Origin of the sequence: Acinetobacter sp. ANC 3832 (assembly GCF_002135415.1) — a bacterium.
GTDB lineage: Bacteria > Pseudomonadota > Gammaproteobacteria > Pseudomonadales > Moraxellaceae > Acinetobacter.
In genome coordinates this window covers 426576-446567 of the sequence record NZ_NEGJ01000003.1, presented here as the reverse complement: position 1 = coordinate 446567, position 19992 = coordinate 426576, and the positions used below count along the sequence as shown (strand labels likewise).

At 37.6% G+C, this 19992-nt stretch carries 30 protein-coding genes; 28 read left to right on the top strand and 2 right to left on the bottom strand.

Annotated features, from left to right (window positions below):
* The first annotated feature begins 2 nt into the window (after positions 1–2).
* The 8 genes from B9T35_RS18385 to B9T35_RS06545 all read left to right on the top strand — a co-directional run bounded on the left by B9T35_RS18385 (position 3) and on the right by B9T35_RS06545 (position 5068).
* Positions 3–263 (top strand): hypothetical protein, encoded by a 261-nt coding sequence (locus B9T35_RS18385; protein ID WP_086190310.1) that lies wholly within the window; start codon positions 3–5, stop codon positions 261–263.
* Positions 260–562, top strand: a complete 303-nt coding sequence (locus tag B9T35_RS06575) for a hypothetical protein (RefSeq protein WP_086190309.1) — start codon at positions 260–262, stop codon at positions 560–562. The genes B9T35_RS18385 and B9T35_RS06575 overlap by 4 nt, the downstream gene beginning before the upstream one ends.
* Entirely contained in the window at positions 559–1512 is a 954-nt protein-coding gene (locus B9T35_RS06570; protein WP_086190308.1) for a helix-turn-helix domain-containing protein, read from the top strand. The genes B9T35_RS06575 and B9T35_RS06570 overlap by 4 nt, the downstream gene beginning before the upstream one ends.
* Positions 1509–1754 (top strand): hypothetical protein, encoded by a 246-nt coding sequence (locus tag B9T35_RS06565; RefSeq protein ID WP_086190307.1) that lies wholly within the window; start codon positions 1509–1511, stop codon positions 1752–1754. Before B9T35_RS06570 ends, B9T35_RS06565 begins: the two co-directional genes overlap by 4 nt.
* Positions 1751–2620 (top strand): phosphoadenosine phosphosulfate reductase family protein, encoded by an 870-nt coding sequence (locus B9T35_RS06560; protein ID WP_086190306.1) that lies wholly within the window; start codon positions 1751–1753, stop codon positions 2618–2620. The genes B9T35_RS06565 and B9T35_RS06560 overlap by 4 nt, the downstream gene beginning before the upstream one ends.
* Positions 2617–3021 carry a DUF559 domain-containing protein gene (locus B9T35_RS06555; RefSeq protein WP_086190305.1) on the top strand — a complete coding sequence of 135 codons (405 nt, stop codon included), beginning with the start codon at positions 2617–2619 and terminating at the stop codon, positions 3019–3021. Before B9T35_RS06560 ends, B9T35_RS06555 begins: the two co-directional genes overlap by 4 nt.
* Before the next feature lie 2 nt (positions 3022–3023).
* Positions 3024–3521, top strand: coding sequence for a hypothetical protein (locus tag B9T35_RS06550; protein WP_086190304.1), 498 nt, complete (start codon positions 3024–3026; stop codon positions 3519–3521).
* Between the two features lie 140 nt (positions 3522–3661).
* Positions 3662–5068, top strand: a complete 1407-nt coding sequence (locus B9T35_RS06545; RefSeq protein WP_086190303.1) for a hypothetical protein — start codon at positions 3662–3664, stop codon at positions 5066–5068.
* A 6-nt stretch (positions 5069–5074) separates the two neighbouring features.
* Here B9T35_RS06545 and xseB read toward each other — a convergent pair whose 3' ends face one another.
* Both xseB and xseA read right to left on the bottom strand, forming a co-directional pair.
* Positions 5075–5269, bottom strand: coding sequence for an exodeoxyribonuclease VII small subunit (xseB, locus tag B9T35_RS06540; RefSeq protein WP_086190302.1), 195 nt, complete (start codon positions 5267–5269; stop codon positions 5075–5077).
* Positions 5262–6524 carry an exodeoxyribonuclease VII large subunit gene (gene xseA / locus B9T35_RS06535; RefSeq protein WP_086190301.1) on the bottom strand — a complete coding sequence of 421 codons (1263 nt, stop codon included), beginning with the start codon at positions 6522–6524 and terminating at the stop codon, positions 5262–5264. Before xseA ends, xseB begins: the two co-directional genes overlap by 8 nt.
* Positions 6525–7092: 568 nt before the next feature.
* Here xseA and B9T35_RS06530 point away from each other — a divergent pair.
* The 20 genes from B9T35_RS06530 (at position 7093) to B9T35_RS06435 (ending at position 19972) form a co-directional block, all read left to right on the top strand.
* Positions 7093–7449, top strand: coding sequence for a hypothetical protein (locus tag B9T35_RS06530; protein WP_086190300.1), 357 nt, complete (start codon positions 7093–7095; stop codon positions 7447–7449).
* Between the two features lie 164 nt (positions 7450–7613).
* Complete coding sequence (locus B9T35_RS06525) at positions 7614–7970, top strand: hypothetical protein (RefSeq protein ID WP_086190299.1); 357 nt, start codon at positions 7614–7616, stop codon at positions 7968–7970.
* Positions 7971–8149: 179 nt separating this feature from the next.
* Positions 8150–8467 carry a DUF1889 family protein gene (locus tag B9T35_RS06520; RefSeq protein WP_086190298.1) on the top strand — a complete coding sequence of 106 codons (318 nt, stop codon included), beginning with the start codon at positions 8150–8152 and terminating at the stop codon, positions 8465–8467.
* A gap of 43 nt (positions 8468–8510) precedes the next feature.
* A complete protein-coding gene (locus B9T35_RS06515; protein WP_086190297.1) occupies positions 8511–8939 on the top strand; it encodes a hypothetical protein in 429 nt (142 codons plus the stop codon).
* Positions 8908–9549, top strand: a complete 642-nt coding sequence (locus B9T35_RS06510) for a putative metallopeptidase (protein WP_086190296.1) — start codon at positions 8908–8910, stop codon at positions 9547–9549. The genes B9T35_RS06515 and B9T35_RS06510 overlap by 32 nt, the downstream gene beginning before the upstream one ends.
* 45 nt (positions 9550–9594) lie before the next feature.
* Complete coding sequence (locus B9T35_RS06505; RefSeq protein ID WP_086190295.1) at positions 9595–10071, top strand: DUF2280 domain-containing protein; 477 nt, start codon at positions 9595–9597, stop codon at positions 10069–10071.
* Positions 10049–11575: a phage terminase large subunit gene (terL, locus tag B9T35_RS06500; RefSeq protein WP_086190294.1), complete on the top strand. Its 1527-nt coding sequence runs from the start codon at positions 10049–10051 to the stop codon at positions 11573–11575. Before B9T35_RS06505 ends, terL begins: the two co-directional genes overlap by 23 nt.
* 8 nt (positions 11576–11583) lie before the next feature.
* Positions 11584–12924, top strand: coding sequence for a DUF1073 domain-containing protein (locus tag B9T35_RS06495; protein ID WP_086190293.1), 1341 nt, complete (start codon positions 11584–11586; stop codon positions 12922–12924).
* On the top strand, positions 12869–13678 hold the full coding sequence (locus B9T35_RS06490; protein ID WP_086190292.1) for a minor capsid protein: 810 nt from the start codon (positions 12869–12871) through the stop codon (positions 13676–13678). Before B9T35_RS06495 ends, B9T35_RS06490 begins: the two co-directional genes overlap by 56 nt.
* Positions 13679–13742: 64 nt before the next feature.
* Positions 13743–14105 carry a hypothetical protein gene (locus B9T35_RS06485; RefSeq protein WP_086190291.1) on the top strand — a complete coding sequence of 121 codons (363 nt, stop codon included), beginning with the start codon at positions 13743–13745 and terminating at the stop codon, positions 14103–14105.
* A 202-nt stretch (positions 14106–14307) separates the two neighbouring features.
* Positions 14308–15498: a DUF2213 domain-containing protein gene (locus tag B9T35_RS06480; protein ID WP_086190290.1), complete on the top strand. Its 1191-nt coding sequence runs from the start codon at positions 14308–14310 to the stop codon at positions 15496–15498.
* A gap of 17 nt (positions 15499–15515) precedes the next feature.
* A complete protein-coding gene (locus B9T35_RS06475) occupies positions 15516–15986 on the top strand; it encodes a hypothetical protein (protein ID WP_086190289.1) in 471 nt (156 codons plus the stop codon).
* 3 nt (positions 15987–15989) lie between these two features.
* Positions 15990–16970, top strand: a complete 981-nt coding sequence (locus B9T35_RS06470; protein WP_086190288.1) for a major capsid family protein — start codon at positions 15990–15992, stop codon at positions 16968–16970.
* A 12-nt stretch (positions 16971–16982) separates the two neighbouring features.
* Positions 16983–17312 (top strand): hypothetical protein, encoded by a 330-nt coding sequence (locus B9T35_RS06465; RefSeq protein WP_086190287.1) that lies wholly within the window; start codon positions 16983–16985, stop codon positions 17310–17312.
* Between the two features lie 7 nt (positions 17313–17319).
* Positions 17320–17703: a DUF4054 domain-containing protein gene (locus B9T35_RS06460; protein ID WP_086190286.1), complete on the top strand. Its 384-nt coding sequence runs from the start codon at positions 17320–17322 to the stop codon at positions 17701–17703.
* Between the two features lie 9 nt (positions 17704–17712).
* Entirely contained in the window at positions 17713–17904 is a 192-nt protein-coding gene (locus tag B9T35_RS06455) for a hypothetical protein (RefSeq protein ID WP_086190285.1), read from the top strand.
* A gap of 7 nt (positions 17905–17911) precedes the next feature.
* Positions 17912–18388 (top strand): hypothetical protein, encoded by a 477-nt coding sequence (locus B9T35_RS06450; RefSeq protein WP_086190284.1) that lies wholly within the window; start codon positions 17912–17914, stop codon positions 18386–18388.
* Entirely contained in the window at positions 18381–18821 is a 441-nt protein-coding gene (locus B9T35_RS06445; RefSeq protein ID WP_086190283.1) for a hypothetical protein, read from the top strand. The genes B9T35_RS06450 and B9T35_RS06445 overlap by 8 nt, the downstream gene beginning before the upstream one ends.
* 65 nt (positions 18822–18886) lie before the next feature.
* Complete coding sequence (locus B9T35_RS06440) at positions 18887–19654, top strand: hypothetical protein (protein ID WP_086190282.1); 768 nt, start codon at positions 18887–18889, stop codon at positions 19652–19654.
* A gap of 6 nt (positions 19655–19660) precedes the next feature.
* Positions 19661–19972, top strand: coding sequence for a hypothetical protein (locus B9T35_RS06435; protein WP_086190281.1), 312 nt, complete (start codon positions 19661–19663; stop codon positions 19970–19972).
* The last annotated feature ends 20 nt before the right edge of the window (positions 19973–19992 follow it).

Sequence of the window (19992 nt, the reverse complement as noted above, 5' to 3'; positions counted from 1 at the left end):
ATATGAAATCAAATTTAGCACAAGCAGCCACACCTTACAACGACAGTAACTTTATAGCTGAGGATGTTGTGGTTTTAAAAAAACTAGATCTGTTATGTGTAAAGGAACTCATCACCCTTAAAAGCTTCGATGGCCAATATTGGGAAACAGATCACCACATTGGACGTGTCTCTGAAAAAGTGATTCGTTCAGCAACACCATCAGAACTATTTCACAAACGACGTTTGGATGAAATTGAACTTTCAATCGCGGAGGTTTCATGAATAGTCAATTTAAGAAACAGCCTGAATTCAGGCAACAGCAAAGTGTGCAGTCATTCTATGAACCTGCATTGCGTGTGTTGAACGAAGTTTATGAAATCAAAAGGGCAAACTTAAAACGTCGTGGTTATAACCAAGACAATGCGGCAGTAACCAAAGAAGAGTTATCTCAAAAGATGGCATACAGATTCAAAATCACGATCTGGTTGGCTCATGAGATTATTACAAGTCTGATTAAAGCAGACAAAGTTAAAACATTCGGTGGCTATGTTCAGCCCAAAATAGATGAGGCCCCAGAATGAGTTTAGATGCAACAAACTGGGCATGGCGAACTGTGGTAGATGGAGCGAGTCAAAAGCTCGTTCTGCTATCCCTTGCCGATCGTGCAGGTGAAGATCACAAATGCTTTCCGAGTCTGAAAAGATTAGCCAAGGATACGACCTTAAACCGTAAAACAATTATTAAAGTACTTGATGAACTTGAGCATAAAAAGCTGATTAAATTTACAGGTGAAATTCGTGGAAATGGCGTAAAAGTTTATCAATTGATTGGCGTGTTTGGTCGTGAAGAAGATCGAATATCCTGTACCAAAAAAGGAACTGGTTCCGAAAGTGGTACTGCTACAAATGAAGCAAGCAATACCAATTTAGGTACGGGTTCCAATAGTGGTACTAGTACCACTATTGGAACGGGGAGTAGTACCAATAACGGTACCGAGACCAGTACCAATTTTGGGACACAGAATCTCCCAATGAATCTTTCAATTGAATCTAAAAATATAAAAGCGTGGCTTTGTTTTAAAAAACTTCGAGAAGAAATGCATTTGGCTGATGAGAGCATCGACTTCGAAACCATCATGAAATCAAATTGGGCAAATCGAGAAAAACGGGCATTCGAAATTTACAACGCTGAAAAAAATCTTTGTGATGACCTGATGATTTACCACTTTGCAGATTGGCTGATCAACGCATACCGAAACAAATATTCAAATACACATCATTCAAATGCTGCTAAACCAAACGGATCAAGCGCACAAGCCAGACACCTGAGCGAAAAACAGATTCAGATGTTTGCTCAAAAACTTTCTCATCACTCTGATTTCATCAGCCGTTTCTCAGAACCAGGTGAATCCTACGACAAACTTGCAACGCGTATCGCTGTGAAACTTGAAGATCCAGCTCAAGCGAAGAAGTGGGAGTCTTATTTGAAACAGGTTGGTTTTGAGGGTGTGATATTGGGAGATATTGCATGAGAAATGGCTCAATACAAATGTTCGAAGATTATTTAGATATTTTGATTTACGTGGCACATGCAGATCATGAAGTTGGTGCTAAAGAACTAGAGGAAGAAGTTACAGAGTTTTCACGAGGTCAATTAAATGTGCATCTGAAGCGCCTAGCAAAAGCTGATTATCTTGTATCAAACAACAAGAAAAATAGCAGAGCTTATACGGCTACTGATAAAACCAAGCAATTATTTGGGGTGAAGGCATGAAAACTCAAGTTATTAGTTTTTCAGGTGGAAGAACTTCTGCGTATTTAGTCAATCTATTTAAATCAGATCCAAATGCACATTTTGTATTCATGGACACAGGTGCCGAACACCCCGCAACTTACCAATTCATCAAAGATATTGTAAAGCACTGGGCCATTGATCTTGTTTGTTTGCGTGTAGTAGTTAATCCAAAAATGAATGAGGGTGGGACCTACAAGATTATTGGTCTTAATGAGTTAAAACAGGATTTTGAGCCCTGGATCGAAATGGTTAAAAAGTATGGCAGTCCTTACTACGACTTGCCATTCTGTACTGCTCGCATGAAGACAGAGCTATTTGAAAAATACTGTAACAATAAGTTCGGTAAAGGGAATTTTGAGAGATGGATCGGCATTCGATATGACGAACCAAAGCGACTGCCGATTGAAATTTTAAAAGCACTTAGTTTACCAGTACACAAAAAAGCAGTTAAACAAAAACAAGGGTTTCGCTATTTAGCAGAAATCACTGAGTTTGAAAAAGATGATGTTTTGGATTGGTGGGAAAAACAGCCATTCGATTTAGCTATTACTGAACACCTGGGTAATTGTGTTTTTTGCATCAAAAAGGGGTTAAACAAAGTTGCTTTAGCTGTAAAAGATGAACCTGAGCAGTTTGTTAAATGGGTAGAAGTCACTGAAGGTGACCAAGTCCGATCAGAAGGTCGCAAGTACAACCATCATCGTATGTATCGTGAACGTCTACATGGAAGTGATGTTGCTGAGATTTACAAAGAGCATTCGCGTGATGAACTTTATAACTCATTGAGAAGTAGTAAACGTTACGAATCTGGCTCATGTTCAGAGTCATGTGAGGCAATGGTTTGACCAGTATTTCTCTCGCTGAATATCATAAGCAATACGGTGGTCGTAAGACTGCTGTTAAGCGTAAGAAAAAAACACAGGGTGTAAAAGTTGAAAGCATTGGTGAGATTACATTGGCCAACCAATTGCGATTACTGAAAATCAGCTTTGAACAAGAATTTAAGTTTCATCCAAAACGAAAATGGCGAGCTGATTTCCACCTGGTAGAAAAAATGATTTTAGTTGAAGTTGAGGGAGGGATTTGGAGCAATGGAAGACACACTAGAGGGAAAGGTTATTTAGGTGATTTGGAAAAGTATAACGCGGCAACAATGCTGGGTTATCAGGTATTACGGTTTAGTACAGAGCAAGTGAAGTCAGGTTTAGCAGTTCAGCAGATTGAGAAGATGGTAGGGGATATATAACGATGAATACTGCAGTAGTAAAGCAACATATTTTACAATCAGTTGATTGGTCACGGTTTGATTTAGAAGGATGGTTACAGCAATTTGGGGCATGGTTATATACCAACACTGGTTCAAGCGGTCGTACGGTGAATCCTATTGCAGTTGCGATGGATAATGCAGTGAAAGCCAAGAAAAGTAAAAAGCTTAATGCTGATCAACAACTGCAGGTAATTACCGATTTTTTAACAGGGGACTATGAGTCACCTAAACCCCGTAAAACAAAAATGACATGTGAAATCGATGATAATGAGGCCCGCGCCGTACAGCGTCTAGTTTTGGATATTAAAGGACAATCGGAAGTATTAGATGATTGGATGGATGCCATCATTAGTCGCTATTTCTATACAAATTCATGGTCTGAAATGGTAAGACAAGATCGTACACAGAATGATGCACGATCTGATGTGAAGTGTGGATTGGCAGTGTTGCATAGTCGATATGGGTTTATTGGATATTAATATTTAATTCGATTTGTTTAAAAAGTATTTTATTTATGTAATAAAGTAAATAAATCAAAAATTATTGAAATAAAAGTACTTTTTAATGCATAGTTCTTTAGATTTTATCAATAAATATTTTATAAAGAAGGGGTGTGGTAGTGTGTAAATTTGTTGGTAGATCTGATAGCGTAAATGAACTAATAAAAATTATTGAAGAAGACTTTGATAGGGTTAAACTTAAGATTCAGAGCATAGAGGGACCCGCTGGAATAGGGAAGTCTACATTATTTGATCATTGTATAAAGCAAGAACAATTAGATGAAAAATCTTTCCTAGTCTTAAGAATTGATGGAAATTCATCACAGTCAAAAGACCCAGTAGATATAATATGTGATTTACTACTATCCGCAAAGGCTTACCCTATACAAAATAAGCAAGCTGGTCAAATCTTCCCATATACAACCAATATGATTAAATATTATAAAGATTTTCAAAGTGAATTATTGAAGGAATATGAGAAAAAAAATCCGAATGAAGATTCAGAAAAATTTATTAATAGTATTAATAGGTTGGTAAGTATTGGTAAAGGTATCAATAGTATTTTTCCAAAAACAGCTGAATACATAAATGCTGAAAATATGGAAACACAGTTTAGTGACTTAAAAACGCCAATACAAGATCTAACGATTCTAGCAATGGAAACCGTGGGTTTTATTCAGAAGCTTACTTTAACGTCAGATAAATTAAGTATGAGAAATCAATTTAGACTGAATCCTTTAATTCCATTGTCTCAATCATTATTTAATGATTTATCAGCAATACTAGATAAGCCAATTGAAAAATCAAAACCATCACCAAGTAAAATAAAAGGAATAGATCGTTTATTACTTGTTATAGATGATTATGAAGCACTACAACCAATAATTAGTGATTTTTTAACTCAAAATTTTTTAAAATCGTTAAAAAATGCAGGATTTTTATCTACGGTAGTAATTATTGGGCGTGACTCATTAACAGCAACTTCAGTGGATTGGAATCAATATTTTGATAATAATATGTGTGATCCTATTGTTTTACAAAATTTGAGTAAAAAAGAAGTATTAGAATTGTCCTCGAAATTTGGAATATTAGAGGTAGATCAACAAGAAAAAATTTGGAACGAAACTAATGGTTACCCTTATTATATTCAATTGTGGAAAGAGGAAGCTCAGTCAGGGGGACTAAGTTCTGTAAAACTTAAGCAGTTTTATAATAGAACGACCCGCTGGATGACTAAAATTCAAAAAGAATGGCTAGAAAGCATAGTGTTTTTGGATACGATTGATGTTCAAACAATAGGTGATATGGGGCTTAAAAACCCACAAGAAGTTAAAAACTGGTTTCAAGATGAGGGTTCAATAAGGGATCCAAATGCAAATCCATTTAAATTTCGAGCTTTTGTTAAAAGCCGAATTTTGGAGCATATAAAAAATTCAGATCCGACACTTTATAAAAATAATTTAAAGCAAGCTAAGTTTGCTATATCTAAATCAAATGAATTAAATGAAGAACTGAGTTCATTGTAAATATTGTTACTCTTTAAAAGTCTCATTCAAAGCCTGTTGCACAGCATCCACACGTGACTTACAGGCTTTGTATGCAGTCATCGACTCTTCTACAATCTTCATCAAATTATCAATATCAGGATCTTCTTGAGATTCTAGCAAATCAGCATTCTTTTTAAGAACTTCATAGCCTTCTTTAAATGTTAATTCTTTCTTAGTCATTGCTTGATACCTGTGTCACATGAGCGTCGATAATACCATCCTGTAATTCTACTTGGATGCTATCGCCTGTGATTTGTTTAATTGAGCGTATTGCCTTACCTTGATTGCGAATAATACCGTAACCTTTGGCCATAACGTTTTTTGGGTTCTGAAGTAGAGTTTCACGCATCAATGATTCAACTTGGGTAGATGCTGATTTTATTTGCTGTTGAGCTAAATATTGAGTTGTGCTTTTCATTAAATCTAGGTTTTTATTGGCTTGATTTATTTGCCCTTGAGCAAGTGTCTTGATAAGTTTGATGTATTGATCATTTTTACTTTGATATGCAGTAATTTGGTGTTGAGATAAAAGCTTAATCGTTTGTAAAGACTCGAGTACTTCTTGAGTACGCTCCACAATCAAATTACGAATCCCACCAATCACTTTACTGGGTGTATCAAAAGAACGGTTTGCCACTTCATCTAAAATAGTTCGGTCCTTTTCATGGCCAATACCGACCCAGATAGGTACTGAGCGTTTACAGAGTAGGGCAGCTAAGTCATAGTCATTTAAATAAGCCAAATCATTTACAGCACCACCGCCTCGAATAATGACAATCAGATCTGGTGCGCTATTAAAATCCTTAGCCCACTGTCTTAATGCAGTGCTGAGTGATTCAGTAATACTGGTTGCAGCTGTATTACCTTGAAAAGTTGCTGTGTGATAAATGAAATGGCAAACACCGGCTTTATCTAAGGCATCGGCATCTTTTTTGAAGTCACCAAGACCTGCAGCATTCTCTGGAGCGATTACCAGGATATTTTGAAGATCAAAAGGTGTTGATAGTGATTTATTCTTGTTAATTAGACCTTCCGACGTTAGGCGTTCAACTATCTGCATATAACGCCGTGCAATATCGCCAATGGTGTAACTTGAGTCTATATCTTCTATGTTGACTGAAAAACCATATTGAGGATCAAACTTAGCTTTTACTTTAATGAGGACATTAAGGTCCTTCGAGAGCTCAATACCGCTTTCACGTTCAAATTTTAGAACCATTTTTGTTGCGGAGAATTTCCAGATGGTTGCCTTACAACTTGCGATAACTTTATCTGTACTTTCTTCTTTTTCAGCCAACTCTAAATAATAGTGACCACCCTTAATGCTTAGATTTCGAATCTCGGCCTTTATCCATACAGGTTCTTCAAAAGTTATACGGATAACTTCTTGTACAGTGGCAAGGTATTCACTTAATGAAAGTTGAAATTCAGACATAAAAGATGTGAGCTAAACTGATTAATGAAAATATTATAGAACCAATGGGTTAAAGGCAATGTGATTCTATTGACCTTGCGCAAGGGATATGGCATATTTCAGTTATAGTGTGCGAAGTATGTAAATTGCACAGTAAGAAGCTCATCGAAAGGTGGGCTTTTTTGTTGTTAATTATGCATGTGAAGTTTTTCTAATTAAAAGGCTTGATTAAAAAGAAAAAATTTAAAATTGGCATTTTATGCCAATTGTATTGATTGTCTTTGAATATAAAATGCACGACAGAAATTGCTGCTGTAGTTTCTAACTTCCCCTCTGGAAGTTGTTGTTTAAGCCCACACTTCCAATCGTGTGGGCTTTTTTTTAATTTTTAAATATTTTATTAGAATTTATACAAAAATAGGTGATAAACGAGATAACTTAAATTTACTAAAATAGGTAATTGTATTGTTTTATACATAGATCTTTTTGAATTTACCATTTTTATAAAGTTTAAATTAATATATCATTTCATTTTTCTTAAATACTATTAAGTTATTTTTTATAATTGTAAAAATATTGGAACTTTATAATGAGTAAATTATCTTTAGCATTTTTAGCTGAAATTGATGGATTTGTTGCTGCTGCACTAGTAGATAGTGAAAGTGGTTTATCTTTGGGTACGATTGGTTCAGGAATCGATTTAGAATTAGCTGCAGCTGGTAATACGGAAGTGCTTCGAGCTAACCGTAAAGCAACTAAATCTTTAGGTTTAAAAGATCAGATTGATGATATTTTAATTACATTAGGTAAGCAATATCATTTAATAAGACCATTAGAAAGTAATGATGCTTTATTTTTATATGTAGTCTTAGATCGATCAAAGTCAAATTTAGCAATGGCACGCCATGAATTACGAGGCTTTGAGAAAGGACTAGATTTTTCTTAATTAAATACTGTAAATATTAGAGCCCATTGAAATATGGGCTTTTTTGTCATTTAAAATAGTTTATTTTTCATGTAATTTGGTTATGTACATTGTAATGTTTAAATATATATCAAATATATAGTTTAAATTTTTGTTCAATTAAAAAATTATGTTGGGGATAAACTATGTCTAGAATTACTTTAGAGTCTTTAATTGATATTGATGGTTTTATTGCTGCTGCACTTGTAGATAGTGAAAGTGGTTTATCATTAGCAACTGCAGGTTCTGGAATTGACTTAGAGCTTGCTGCTGCAGGTAACACTGAAGTTATTCGCGCTAAACGCAGAACTGCTAAGGTCTTAGATTTAAAAGATCAAATTGAAGATATTTTAATAACTTTAGGTAAGCAATATCACATTATCCGTCCATTGGAATCGAATGAAAATTTATTTTTGTATGTGGTGTTAGATCGATCAAAGTCAAATTTAGCAATGGCACGCCATGAGCTAAGAGGCTTTGAGAAAGGACTAGATTTCTCTTAATTAATAATTATACATGTCAGGGCTCATTGAAAGATGGGCTTTTATACTCTTAACTATATGATGATTTGATTATAAAAATTAAATATAATTTAAGTATTCAATTTTATTTAAATAATTAACAGTTGAAATTATCTGATTTGACTTAATTATTATTTAAATAGGATAATGAGAATTATAAAATGACACCTTTGGTTGAAGTTGTTTTAAAAAAAATAGATATTCGGAAGAATACTTCAAATTTCGCAGGGCACCCATCTGATGAGTCATTTGCGAAGTATCTTTTAAAATGGTTGCATCAACATAACGAAGTATTAAATGCCGAAGAGATTATTCAATGGGCGATTAAACATAATTGGTCAGAGAAACAAGCAAAAGACATCGGAGATTGGACTAGAGATATTGATGAGGAGCATCAAGTTGTAATACAGTTTATACCTTATTTTCCAGATAACTACTTTACAGATCTATTAGCAGAAGCAAAAAAGAATCAATTATAATTTTATCAACCACCTGAAGGTGGTTTTTTAATGGGTGCTATTTATGGATGCAAAAGATTATTTCTGGAAAACCAAGATGCGCCCACATAAAAATAAACCTCGCACCAAACCCTTGCCTAAGGCTAAAGAAAAATACTTAGAAGCAGAAGAAACACTTTTTCAAGAATTAGAAGAATATCGATTTGGTTATCGCCGTAAGTTTCAATTTGAATCAACCAAAAATTGGCGGTTTGATTTTTATATTGTGAAGTTGAATCTTCTTATAGAAATTGCAGGCAGCCCATGGTCAGTTGGTCGTGGTGGCAAAAAGATAGCAAATGCATTTAATAAATATGATTTAGCTGAAGATCTGGGTTATAGAGTTGTACGTCTTGAACCTCATCAAATTGAGTCGGGATATGCAATTGATTGGGTTCAAGCTCAATTAGAGAGGTTAGAAGATGGAACAGATCAGACCATTTCCCCCGACTGACTTGATTGATAGAGCTGAAGAACAAGAAGCTATTCTGCTTGCACCCGGCATAGACTTAAGAGAATGGGTTATAAATAACTTTTTAACATTAGGTGGTGTTCTTCATAACCCTGATCATGACCACATTGCTGAGCTAATTCACGATGATGAAACATTCTTAGCATTCGCTTGGGCTTCATCTGCCGCCGTTTCTAAGAAGCGTATGGTCTTAGGTCAATGTGAAAAAGTGATGTTTAATCAGGGCGGCTGGAAGAAAGCACGTCAGGAACAGCAGATGCGAGATTGGTTCGGATATGTACCAATTTACTTAATTACGATTGATGCGAGTTATTGCGAGAATATAACTGATCTTAAATTCTGCCGGTTGATTGAGCATGAGCTATATCACATTGGTGTAGAGCGTGATGAATATGGTGAGCCAATCTATAGCGATACGACTGGTCTGCCTAAACACTATTTGGCTGGTCACGACGTAGAAGTGTTCTTCGGTGAGACAAAACGATGGGGAATGGATGAGTCAGTCAAACGACTTTTAGAAATAGCAAAGAATGCACCATTCGTATCAGAAACAAGTATTGCTGCGTGCTGTGGAACATGTGTGATTGGTTAATTTTTTTGCCCGTCTTCTTGGACGCTCTTGGACGGAAGTGAAATTATGGCAAGACTTAAAAAAGAGGTTCAAGTCTTTATAGTGCGGTCACTTGCACAGTTCAATACCCCCCAAGAAACAGCGAACCTTGTCCAAGAAGAATTTCAGTTACAGATCACTCGACAGAAGTGCGAAGCATATGATCCCACCAAGCGATCAGGACAAGATTTAAGTGAAGAGCTTAAGACCGAATTTGAAGCTACCCGCAAAGATTTTCTGGACGCACCTCAAAATATCCCAATTGCCAACCTGTCAGTGCGTTTACAGCGTTTAGAGAATCAGTACATCAAACATGGTAAAAACAGAGTTGCAGCACAAAGCCTTTTAAAGCAGGCTGCTGAAGATATGGGTGGTAAATATACCAACAAGACTGAATTAACTGGGGCAAGTGGTGGACCATTACAAACTGAGGCTTCAACTTATGTGACTGCTACTAAAGAGCAAGTAAGGCAGGCTATGGATGAACTCGAAAGTAAATACTAGCTTGCTAGAAATGCAGATTGAACAGGAGCGCTGTGAAAAGGAACATTTATTCTTTACACGCCGTTTTTTTTTACCACGCATGGGTTTTAAGTTCTCAGTTAATTGGCATCATGAATATATTGCTTGGGCAATTGATGAGGTTATTGCGGGGCGAATAGAAAACCTTGTTATAAACGTCCCTCCCGGTTCGGGTAAGACAGAATTACTGACGAACCTAATTGCACGTGGCATAGCAAAAAATCAACGCTCTAGATTTCTGTATTTATCGTTTTCCCAGTCATTGGTTGAAGATGTATCAAGCACAGCGCGAAACATTGTTAAGTCGGACGACTTTCAGGGCTTATGGCCAGTCAAGATATCAACCAGTACCGATGCAAAAGCGAGTTGGAAAACAACAGTAGATGGATATGAAGCTGGGCATGTGTATTCAGCTTCAATGGGTGGTCAGGTTACGGGTCGCCGTGCAGGTACGTTAGCAAGCGATGGATTTACTGGTGCAATCATCTTGGATGATCCACTTAAGCCAGAGGATGCATTTAGTAAGACGGCACGTAACAAGGCTAATCGCAAACTTCTAAATACGGTCAACTCACGTAAAGCTAAGTCATCAACCCCGATTATTCTGATCATGCAGCGATTGCATGTAGAAGATCCGACTAACTTTGTCATGACTGGGAATGTGCCAGGTAAGTGGCATCAAATTTCTATACCAGCACTGATTGATGATGATTACATCAGAAAGCTGCCAGAGCATATTAGGGTCAAAGTCCCACTCAATATTGAGCGTGATAACAAAGGTCGCCAAAGTTATTGGCCATTAAAAGAATCGTTGCTTTCATTACTACAGTTGGAAAAAGGCGGGCAGGACAAAGATGGTGCAACAGTCTCACGCTATACGTTCAGCAGTCAGTATCAGCAGCAACCTAAAAAGCTTGGTGGTGATTTGGTCAAGGCTGAGTGGTTTGGTCGATATCTTAAATTGCCTGTTCTTAAGTGGCGGGCTATTTGGGCTGATACTGCGCAAAAAACCAAAGAGCATAATGACTGGTCTGTGTTTCTGTGTGGTGGTCTTGGGTATGACGGCAAGCTTTATATCATTGATGTGAAACGAGCAAAATGGGAAGCACCCGAGCTGATTAAGGAAGCAAAGCTTTTTATTAATAAGCACAAAGATGCTAACACCGAAATTGGCAAGCTTCGATACATGGCGATTGAAGATAAGGCATCAGGCACAACGTTAATTCAAACCATATCACGGCAGACAACTTTACCGATCAGAGCTATTCAACGAAGCACAGATAAACTCACACGTACTATGGATGTGGTTTTCTATGTTGAGGATGGCATGGTGATGTTACCAGCATCAGCACCGTGGTTATTAAATTACATTGAAGAGATCGAAGGGCTCACAGCAGATATGACACATGATCATGATGATCAGTGGGATCCAACGATTGATGCAATAAATGACACTGTTGCAAGTAAGCCAACTGTATTTGACTAGGAAAAATTATGGCTAAAAATAAAAAGCCTGACGCTATTGGCGATGCAGGAGCTTACACCAATTTTGTCTCTAATATCGGCACTGGGCGTGACAAGGCATCACACGGTCATTTTGTACGAAAAGATATACCAGATGAACAGCTTGAAGCTGTGTATCAAGATTGGTTAGCGCGCCGTATTGTGAACCGACCTGCATCAGATATGCTACGTGCTGGTTGGTTTTATGAAGGCATTCAAGATAGCGATCTAGAATCACTGAAGGAGACATGTAAAAAGTTCAATCTGAATAAAATACTGCTTTCATGTTTAGTTTTATCCCGTCTCTATGGTGTTGTTTACGTCTTATTGGGTACAGCAGATGGAAAAGCTTTAGATCTGCCATTTGAGCTTAATAAGCTTGGTACTGGGCGTTTAGAATTCTTCACTGTGATTAAGAAGAAGTACTTAAAAGAGGATAAGACTAAGTACTTATCACCACAAGAATGTGGTGGATTGCTGAAACAACCTGAGTTTTATAAATTGCGCTTTGATGATGGTAAGCCTGAACAAAGAATTCATCACAGTCGATTGATTAAAATCTGTCATGCAGATGTTGTGAATGAAGAACCTCAAAGTATTTTACAAGAGGTCTATAACGACTTACTTGATCATGCAAGTGTGAAGCGTGGCGCGGCTAGCCTTATACATGAAGCAAAAATTGATATTATTCGTACCCCAAGTTTGGTTGAAAAAATTAAAGAGGATATCAAAGCAGTCACTGAGCGGTTTTTAAGTGTTGGTTTGCTTAAAAGTATTAACGGCATGTTGGTTTTAGATAAAGAAGAAGAGTATGAATCTAAAACGTATAACTTTTCTGGTCTGCCTGACATGTTGCGTGAATACTCAATTCAGACAGCAGGTTCTGCAGATATTCCATATACACTTTTATTTGGTCAATCACCTGGGGGTTTAAATGCAACAGGTGAGCACGATACCCGTAATTATTATGACGGTATTGCAACCAAGCAAGAGTGGGATGTTAAGCCTGTACTTATGCAATTCTTAGCTGTCATTTGTCAGTCTACGTTTGGTCGTCAGATTGCAGGTCTAAGTGTGGTTTTTAATCCATTGTGGCAATTGGATGCAAAAATACGTTCTGAAGTTGAGAAAAACAATAAAGAACGTGATCAGGGTTATCTTGATATGGGTATTTTGACTGAACCTCAAATTGCACGACAGTTGCTTATTGATGGTGTTTATTCTGTGATTGATGAAAAGCACATTAAAGAATTGGAAATGATGGCGGTGAATACAGATGATGACGATAATCCAGCTGCTAAAGCCCCAATTCCAACAAATCAAGAAGAGTAAAAAGGGTCGTAAAGCTAAACCTAAACCAGTAGTTGTTAACCGCCGTATTGAGTTGTACTACACTCGGCAATTGCTTGCTATTGCGCAATTCTGCCAAGATCAAACCAAAGAAATTGTTCTACCCACGATTGGTGAAAACATTGGGGATGGTTGGTTTAGCGATATGTTTAACAAGGTTCGAGAAAAGCTTGTTAAATATGTTGTGGAAGTTGCAAAACCATTAGCCACAAAGGTTGTTGTAGATAGCCAAAAAGAAGTGGATAAGCAGATTGCTGAGCATACCAAATCTCAAATCGGTATTGATTTAACGCCTTTCTATCAAGCTTCTGATATACAAAGCACTGTTGAAATGAATATTGCTACAAATGTGGCGCTTATAAAATCCATACCTCAACAGTATTTTGACAAGTTAGAAGCATTGGTAATGAATGCTTTGCAGACTGGTTTGACCAATGAGGAATTGGCACAAGAAATTCATAAATTGGGGCAATCTACAGAATACCGAGCACGCTTAATCGCAGCAGATCAAATGGGCAAGATTAATGCTGATATTAATGAAAAGCGTCAACGGTCACTGGGTGTTGAGAGCTATGATTATTTGACATCAAAGGATGAAAAAGTACGCCCATTATGTAGAAGTCATCACGGTAAAACTTTCAAATGGGATTCACCGCCTGCGGGTGGCCATCCTGGTAAGAAGGTTAGATGTCGCTGTACGGCTGTACCAAATTATGAAGATATATTAATTGATTAGGGTTGAAAAAAATAATTTCAACAGCACTATATTTTTTCAACTTATATTTCTTGAGAAAAAACTAATGACAGAAGAACACATTAACTCATATCGCCATGCTGTGATTAAACCAAATAACAATCAACATGTTTTAGATGCCCTTAAGGAGAATCTTCCAGAAGGCTATGAGCTTTTAATTGAAAAACCAACTATAAATATTGGTGTTGAGAAATATATTCATATTAAAACACCTACTGATGACATACAGCTATATGTTTCTGATGATGGTAAGTATGCAGAAACGCTTCATGTTTTTGGACAAGATAAGCTTTCTGTTCAACCAAGTTTACCTAATGATGAGTTAGCTAAATTAGCGGTAAAACTTAATGCTACAGAAAACGTTGATATGCAGGTTGTTGCCTCGAGAAATGATTTAGAAGGTAAATAATTCATATTTTTAAATTCTTTAGTTAATAAAAAAACCCACCTCTTGGTGGGTTTTTTTATGAGCAAAATTTATGGAAACAAATAATCAATGTAATTGTCAAAATTGTACATTTACTAGGAAATTTGGCGGATATATGCCTTGTAAAAATTTCATCTCAAAAAATCGAAATAAAATACCCCTACAGAAGTCATAGTGATAATCAATGAAAATCCTATACCAACTCAAAATTGGTGACTTTGCCCCAAGTGAATCATCACGCTCATTTACCAAAGAAGGTTATTTGAAATGCGTGAATGTTCGTTTGGCAAAGGCACCCCAAGTACGGCAGTACTACGCCTATGAATTCCCATCATTAGAGGGATTCACAGCAGACCAAATCATTAATGTCTACACACCTGCAGATGAACTTTTCAAGCCTGAATCGGTTGCAAGTTTTTCTGGTGTGGATGCAACGGACTACCATCCCCCCAAGAACGAGATCAATGCATCAAATTGGAAGGAATATCACACAGGTTATTGTGAAAATGTTCGTCAAGAAGGTGATTTTTTGGTGGGTGATCTTCTGATTAAAGATAAAAACAGTATCGATTTAATTCAAAGCAATGAGCGCATTGAGATGTCGCTCGGCTATGCAGCAGTTCTTGTTTTAGAAAATGGTACAGCACCTGATAGTACGCCGTATCAAGCGAAGTTTATTAATTTTATTGGCAATCATGTGGCACTAGTGAAATACGGTCGCTGTGGTGGTGATTGTCGTATCGGTGACGAAAAACCAAGCCCAAAGGGGAAAAAGATGGAAGTTAAAGTTAACGGTATTCGCTTTGAAATTGGTGACAACCAAGCACTAGCAGATGCCTTAAAGCAGCAAGAGGATCAACTTACAAACATAAAGGCTGCAAAGCTAAAAGTTGGTGATAAACAATTTACGGTAGGTGATGAACTCACAGCAGTTCAAGCAGTAGTTGATACTTTACATACTGAAAATACAGATTTAAAGCAAAAGGTTGGTGATCTTGAAAAGAACCAAATCACTCCTGAAAAATTAGATCAAGTCGTGGCTGAGCGTACATCAGTCGTTGCAGATGCTACAGCACTTGTGCCGGGCATTAAAACGAATGGTTGTTCATGTGAGCAAATCAAACGTGATGTTATTACTGCAAAAGCAGGAGATAGCTTAGTTGTAGCTGTATTGGGTGGTATTGCTATTGGAGATGCTAAACCTGAGCAAGTGGACACTGTTTTCCGCGCGTTATCAGCAGTTAAGAGTGTCAGCCCAAGCAATGCAGTGGGTGATGCATTAAATCAGTTTCAGCAGCAACAGGTTAATGTTGCTAAGCAGGCTGAACAACCAAAACCAAGTACCAAAAAAGAAGCTTGGAAACAATCATTTTAATTTAAAGGGGAATGAGTATGTCATTAACACCTCAAGCGGTACCTGGTATGCGTGCGCGTTTACACATGCCAGAAGAAATTCTATCTTTGCCTGTCTCTGGCACTAGTGTTCTTAGCGATGGTGAAGTCGCAGTTCAAACGACGGATGGTAAAACGGTAACAACAGTTACTAATGCCGCTAATACTAAATTCGGTGTAGTCGTTTTCCAGCATATCGGTAAATCAGGTAAAAACTCCAAAGGTCTTGAAGCGTATCAAAAGCATGATTGCGCACCGATCATGCAAATTGGATCTGCTTGGGTAAAACCTACAGCACCTGTGACGGATATTAATGCCAAGGTCTATGTAAAGACTTCAAATGGCACTGCTGATGCGCCATTGGGTTCTTTGTCATCCGTTGCGCTTGATTCAACTTTGTTTCCGAATGCCACTTGGGAAACCATTACAGGCCCTGATGGATTGGCAATTCTTCGTTTACGTGGAGCGTAATATATGTCTAAAGAATTAAATCAAATGAAAATTCGCTTATCTGCAGTAGCACATGGTGTGCAAGTTGCTACAGGTGATGCATTTAATTTGGATACATTTGCTAAATTACTGATCAATTTGGAATCAGTAGATGAAATGTCTCCTCAATTGGCTGAAGCTCAAGCTTACGCAAAATACCTACCAATCGAAGGTCTGGCTGGAGCTGTTGTTGGTTCTGCAAGTGTCTTACAGCGTAAACATGGTGTAGGTCGTGGTAAGCGTCATTCTGGACTTGGTAATGACGTGCCGTTGGCAGAAGTGATGTATGACGAAGTTAAATTAACTGTTCAGGTTGGTGTGATTGGTTATGAAACTTCAATCTTTGAAACTGCTGCGGCATTAAAAGCAGGAATTTCATTGGCTACAGACAAAATCACAGCAGCACGCTTAGCATTTGAAAACCATATGAGCGATGTTGCTTGGTTTGGTGAAAGTGATACGGGTTTGAATGGCTTCTACAACCAGACAGGAGTTGAGGTCATTGCTTCAACGGTTGATTACGCCACAGCTACAATTGAAGTGATTTTGGCTGATATCAATAAAGCAATTAAAGGTGCAACCAATGCATCTAAATTTGATAGCAGTGTACAGCCTGATACTTTTGTAATGCCAGAGAATAAATTTACGATTATTGCGAGTCGTATCGTTCCTGATTCTGCGGGTAAAACTTTCCTTGAATACATTAAGGAAAAGAACACCTTTGCTATGCAGAATAAAACGCTTAATTTTGCATCTGAAAGCTATTTAGAAGGCAAAGGTGTTGGTGGAACAGATCGAAGTATTGTTTATCGCCGTGATCCAAGTTGCATTACGTTTCGATGCAACGATTTGGAATTCTTGGCAGCTCAGCCTGTCAATTATGTGATTCGCACACCTGGTCATTACATGTATGAAGGTGTTTATCTGAAACGTGTCGACTCCCTTCGCTACTACGATGTTGAATAAGGATAAATAAACATGCCAAAAATTAATTACAGCGGCTCTCAAGCCGCTTTTTCTTTTGATGGGGTTCAGATCGGTAAGGGTCAGACCATTGATGTATCTGTGGCTGACTTAAAACGTATCTCCAAAGGTAAGGCTTTTAGTGCATTGCTTGAGAGTGGGGATATCACTATAGGTGAAGAGGCTAAGCAAAAGTCTAGTGCGGGAGGCAAAGGAAGTAATGAAAACAAACTAGACGATGCTTTAGCCAATGTTAAAGCCGAACTTACTGAGATGGGCATTACCTTTGCTGATGATGAGGCAATAGAGCAACTTCAAGCTAAGTTAGTTCAAGCAAAAGAATAGGTGGTATATGGACCTGCAAGCATTTCGAGAACGATTTAAATCAGATTCTCAACTTTACAATTCAAATGAATCTGAAATAAAGGATGCTTTGGAAGAAGCTGAATTAGTTGTTTCGGTTATTGAATTTGGAAAATTAAAAGAACGTGCTGTAGGTCTGTATGCGGCACATATTATTAAAGTTCAAAAAGCAAATCCAAATGGTACTGCTATATCAAATGCATCCAGTTTGTCTATTGCTGGCCAGAGTGCAAGTTTCTCTCGATCATCAAAAGATACATTTTACGATCAAAGTATTTATGGCCAACGCTATTTGGCTTTAAAAAATTCCATTCCAATCGATGACAAAGGAACGAATCCCAATAGTTTGGGAATCGGTGCTTTTGTTATTTAGGAGAAATAGATGTTATTTAAATATCAAGCACCTGATTCATATAAATCAACCCATATTGTAATTTCAGGGCAATCCTATGAAGTAAAGGATGGGATTGTTTCCTCTAATGAGGATATCTATTTTGCACTTCAACCAATGCAATTTACTCGTTATGTGGATGAGCCTAAAAAATCTACGGTAGTCGCAACAACTAAAAGCTAGGTGACCCATGGTTGATTCTGTCGATGTTCATATTCAAATGAATGAAGATAACAACCGGATAAAGATTGAAATACGACGAACAATCACAGCATTAACTTTAAAACTCCAACGCATGATTCAAGAAGACATGTTAAGTGGGCAACGATTGAATGTTCAATCTGGTCGTTTACGTGGCTCACTAGTCTCAAGAGTAGAAGAGGTTGGTGGTGTAATTGAAGGCATTGTGTCAGCAGGTGGTACACACGTTAAGTATGCATTTATCCATGAGTTTGGTTTATCTGCTGCGATTAGCATTAAAGAGCACTTGAGGCATATCAAACAGGCTTTTGGGAGGCCAATTACGCCACGTGATGTTTTGGTTAAGGCTCATAGTCGCAATGTTAAATTTAAAGAGCGTCGCTTTATGCGTGATTCATTAGATGAGATTGCTAAAATTGTGCCCAAGAATATTGATAAAGCGATTGAGCGAGGTTTGAATGGATAGCGAAAGTATTTATCAAGCTTTATTTTTTCGGTTTTCAAATATAAAAGGCATTGTTTCAGTTAGTAGACGTTTAAAACATTTCAATCTTGTTGGTGATGACCAGCGTCCTGCGTTGTTCGTAACGCAAGGCAATCAAGCTGAAAATCCTGTAAAGGGTTTGAACGCTAAGATCATTATGAGCGCAGATTTGTATTTGTATATCCATGAATCTGATCCGATTAAGGCAATCTCAACTCAAATCAATTCATTTGTCGATTCTATTCGTGAAGCTATCAAACCAGAGTTTCCTGAAATTTGTGAATACCAGACCTTGGGTGGTTTGGTTGAACATTGTTGGATTGATGGCACGATTGAAATTTATGAAGGTGTTGATGGAATGCTTGATGGACAAGGTATTGCAATCATTCCGATTCAAATTTTAACAACCAATTAAACAATTCACACTAATTTATGACCGCCTTAAATGGCGGTTTTGTCATTCTTAAGAGGTCAAAATCAATGGCTCAATATTTATTTGGTGCAGGCAAAATCTTTGCAACACCTATTTTAGACGTATTTGGCAAACCTATTAGCAATCCAACACCTGTTGAGGTGGGGGTTATGCAGAGTACATCTGTAGATATCTCATATGACTTAAAAGAATTATACGGTCGTGGACAGTTTGCAGTAGATGCTGCGCGTGGTAAAGGTTCGATTAAGTGTAAAGCAACGATTGGTCGTATTAGTGGTGCATTACTGAATTCGATTTTTTTCGGTGGTGTAGTTGCTGATGGTGGTTTGGAGATTGTAACTCAAACAATCAACGGTGAAAAAATTCTAACAGGTGGTAACGTAACCCCAGTTGTACCAAACTCTGGGACTTATGTTAAAAACTTGGGTGTCACTGACTCTAAAGCTATTCCGCTGACACGTGTGACTTCTGCACCAACGGCAGGTCAATACAGTGTCGATGAAGCAACTGGCGCATATACTTTTGCCACGCTTGATGTAGGCAAAGTGGTATTTATCAGCTTTAAATATTCGGCAACAGTGGCAGGTGCAAAGTCAGGCTTAGTCAATAACCTTGATATGGGTTACACACCTGAATTTTCAGTGAACCTGCAGCGTGAATATAAAGGTAAGTTCATGGGCATGGAATTTTTCCGCTGTACCAGTAACAAACTTGGGTTTAGCTCTAAACAGGATGATTACGATCTTCCAGAATTCGAATTTCAGCCGATGGCTGATGATTTAAACCGCGTTTTTTCTTGGAATACTTCGGAGTAATAACCTATGCAATTTAAAGAAATTGAAAATCCACGCGGCACTACAATCAAAATTGATGGCCAAGCATTTGTATTTGCGCCGTTGTCACTTGGTGCAGTTGAAAAGCTTTTACCAGCATTGCAAGGCTTTCAGCCAAATGATGTTGGTACAGTGATTGATGTCGCGCATAAATCATTGAAGCGTAATTATCCGGAAATCAGTCGTGATGATGTTGCAGATATGATTTACATGGATCAGCTGGAAGAGGTGATGGGTGCTGTTATGGCAGTATCAGGACTAAAAAATAATAAAGCTGATGCAGGTGAATCGGGGGAATAGACTGGGAGGAGCTTTATACT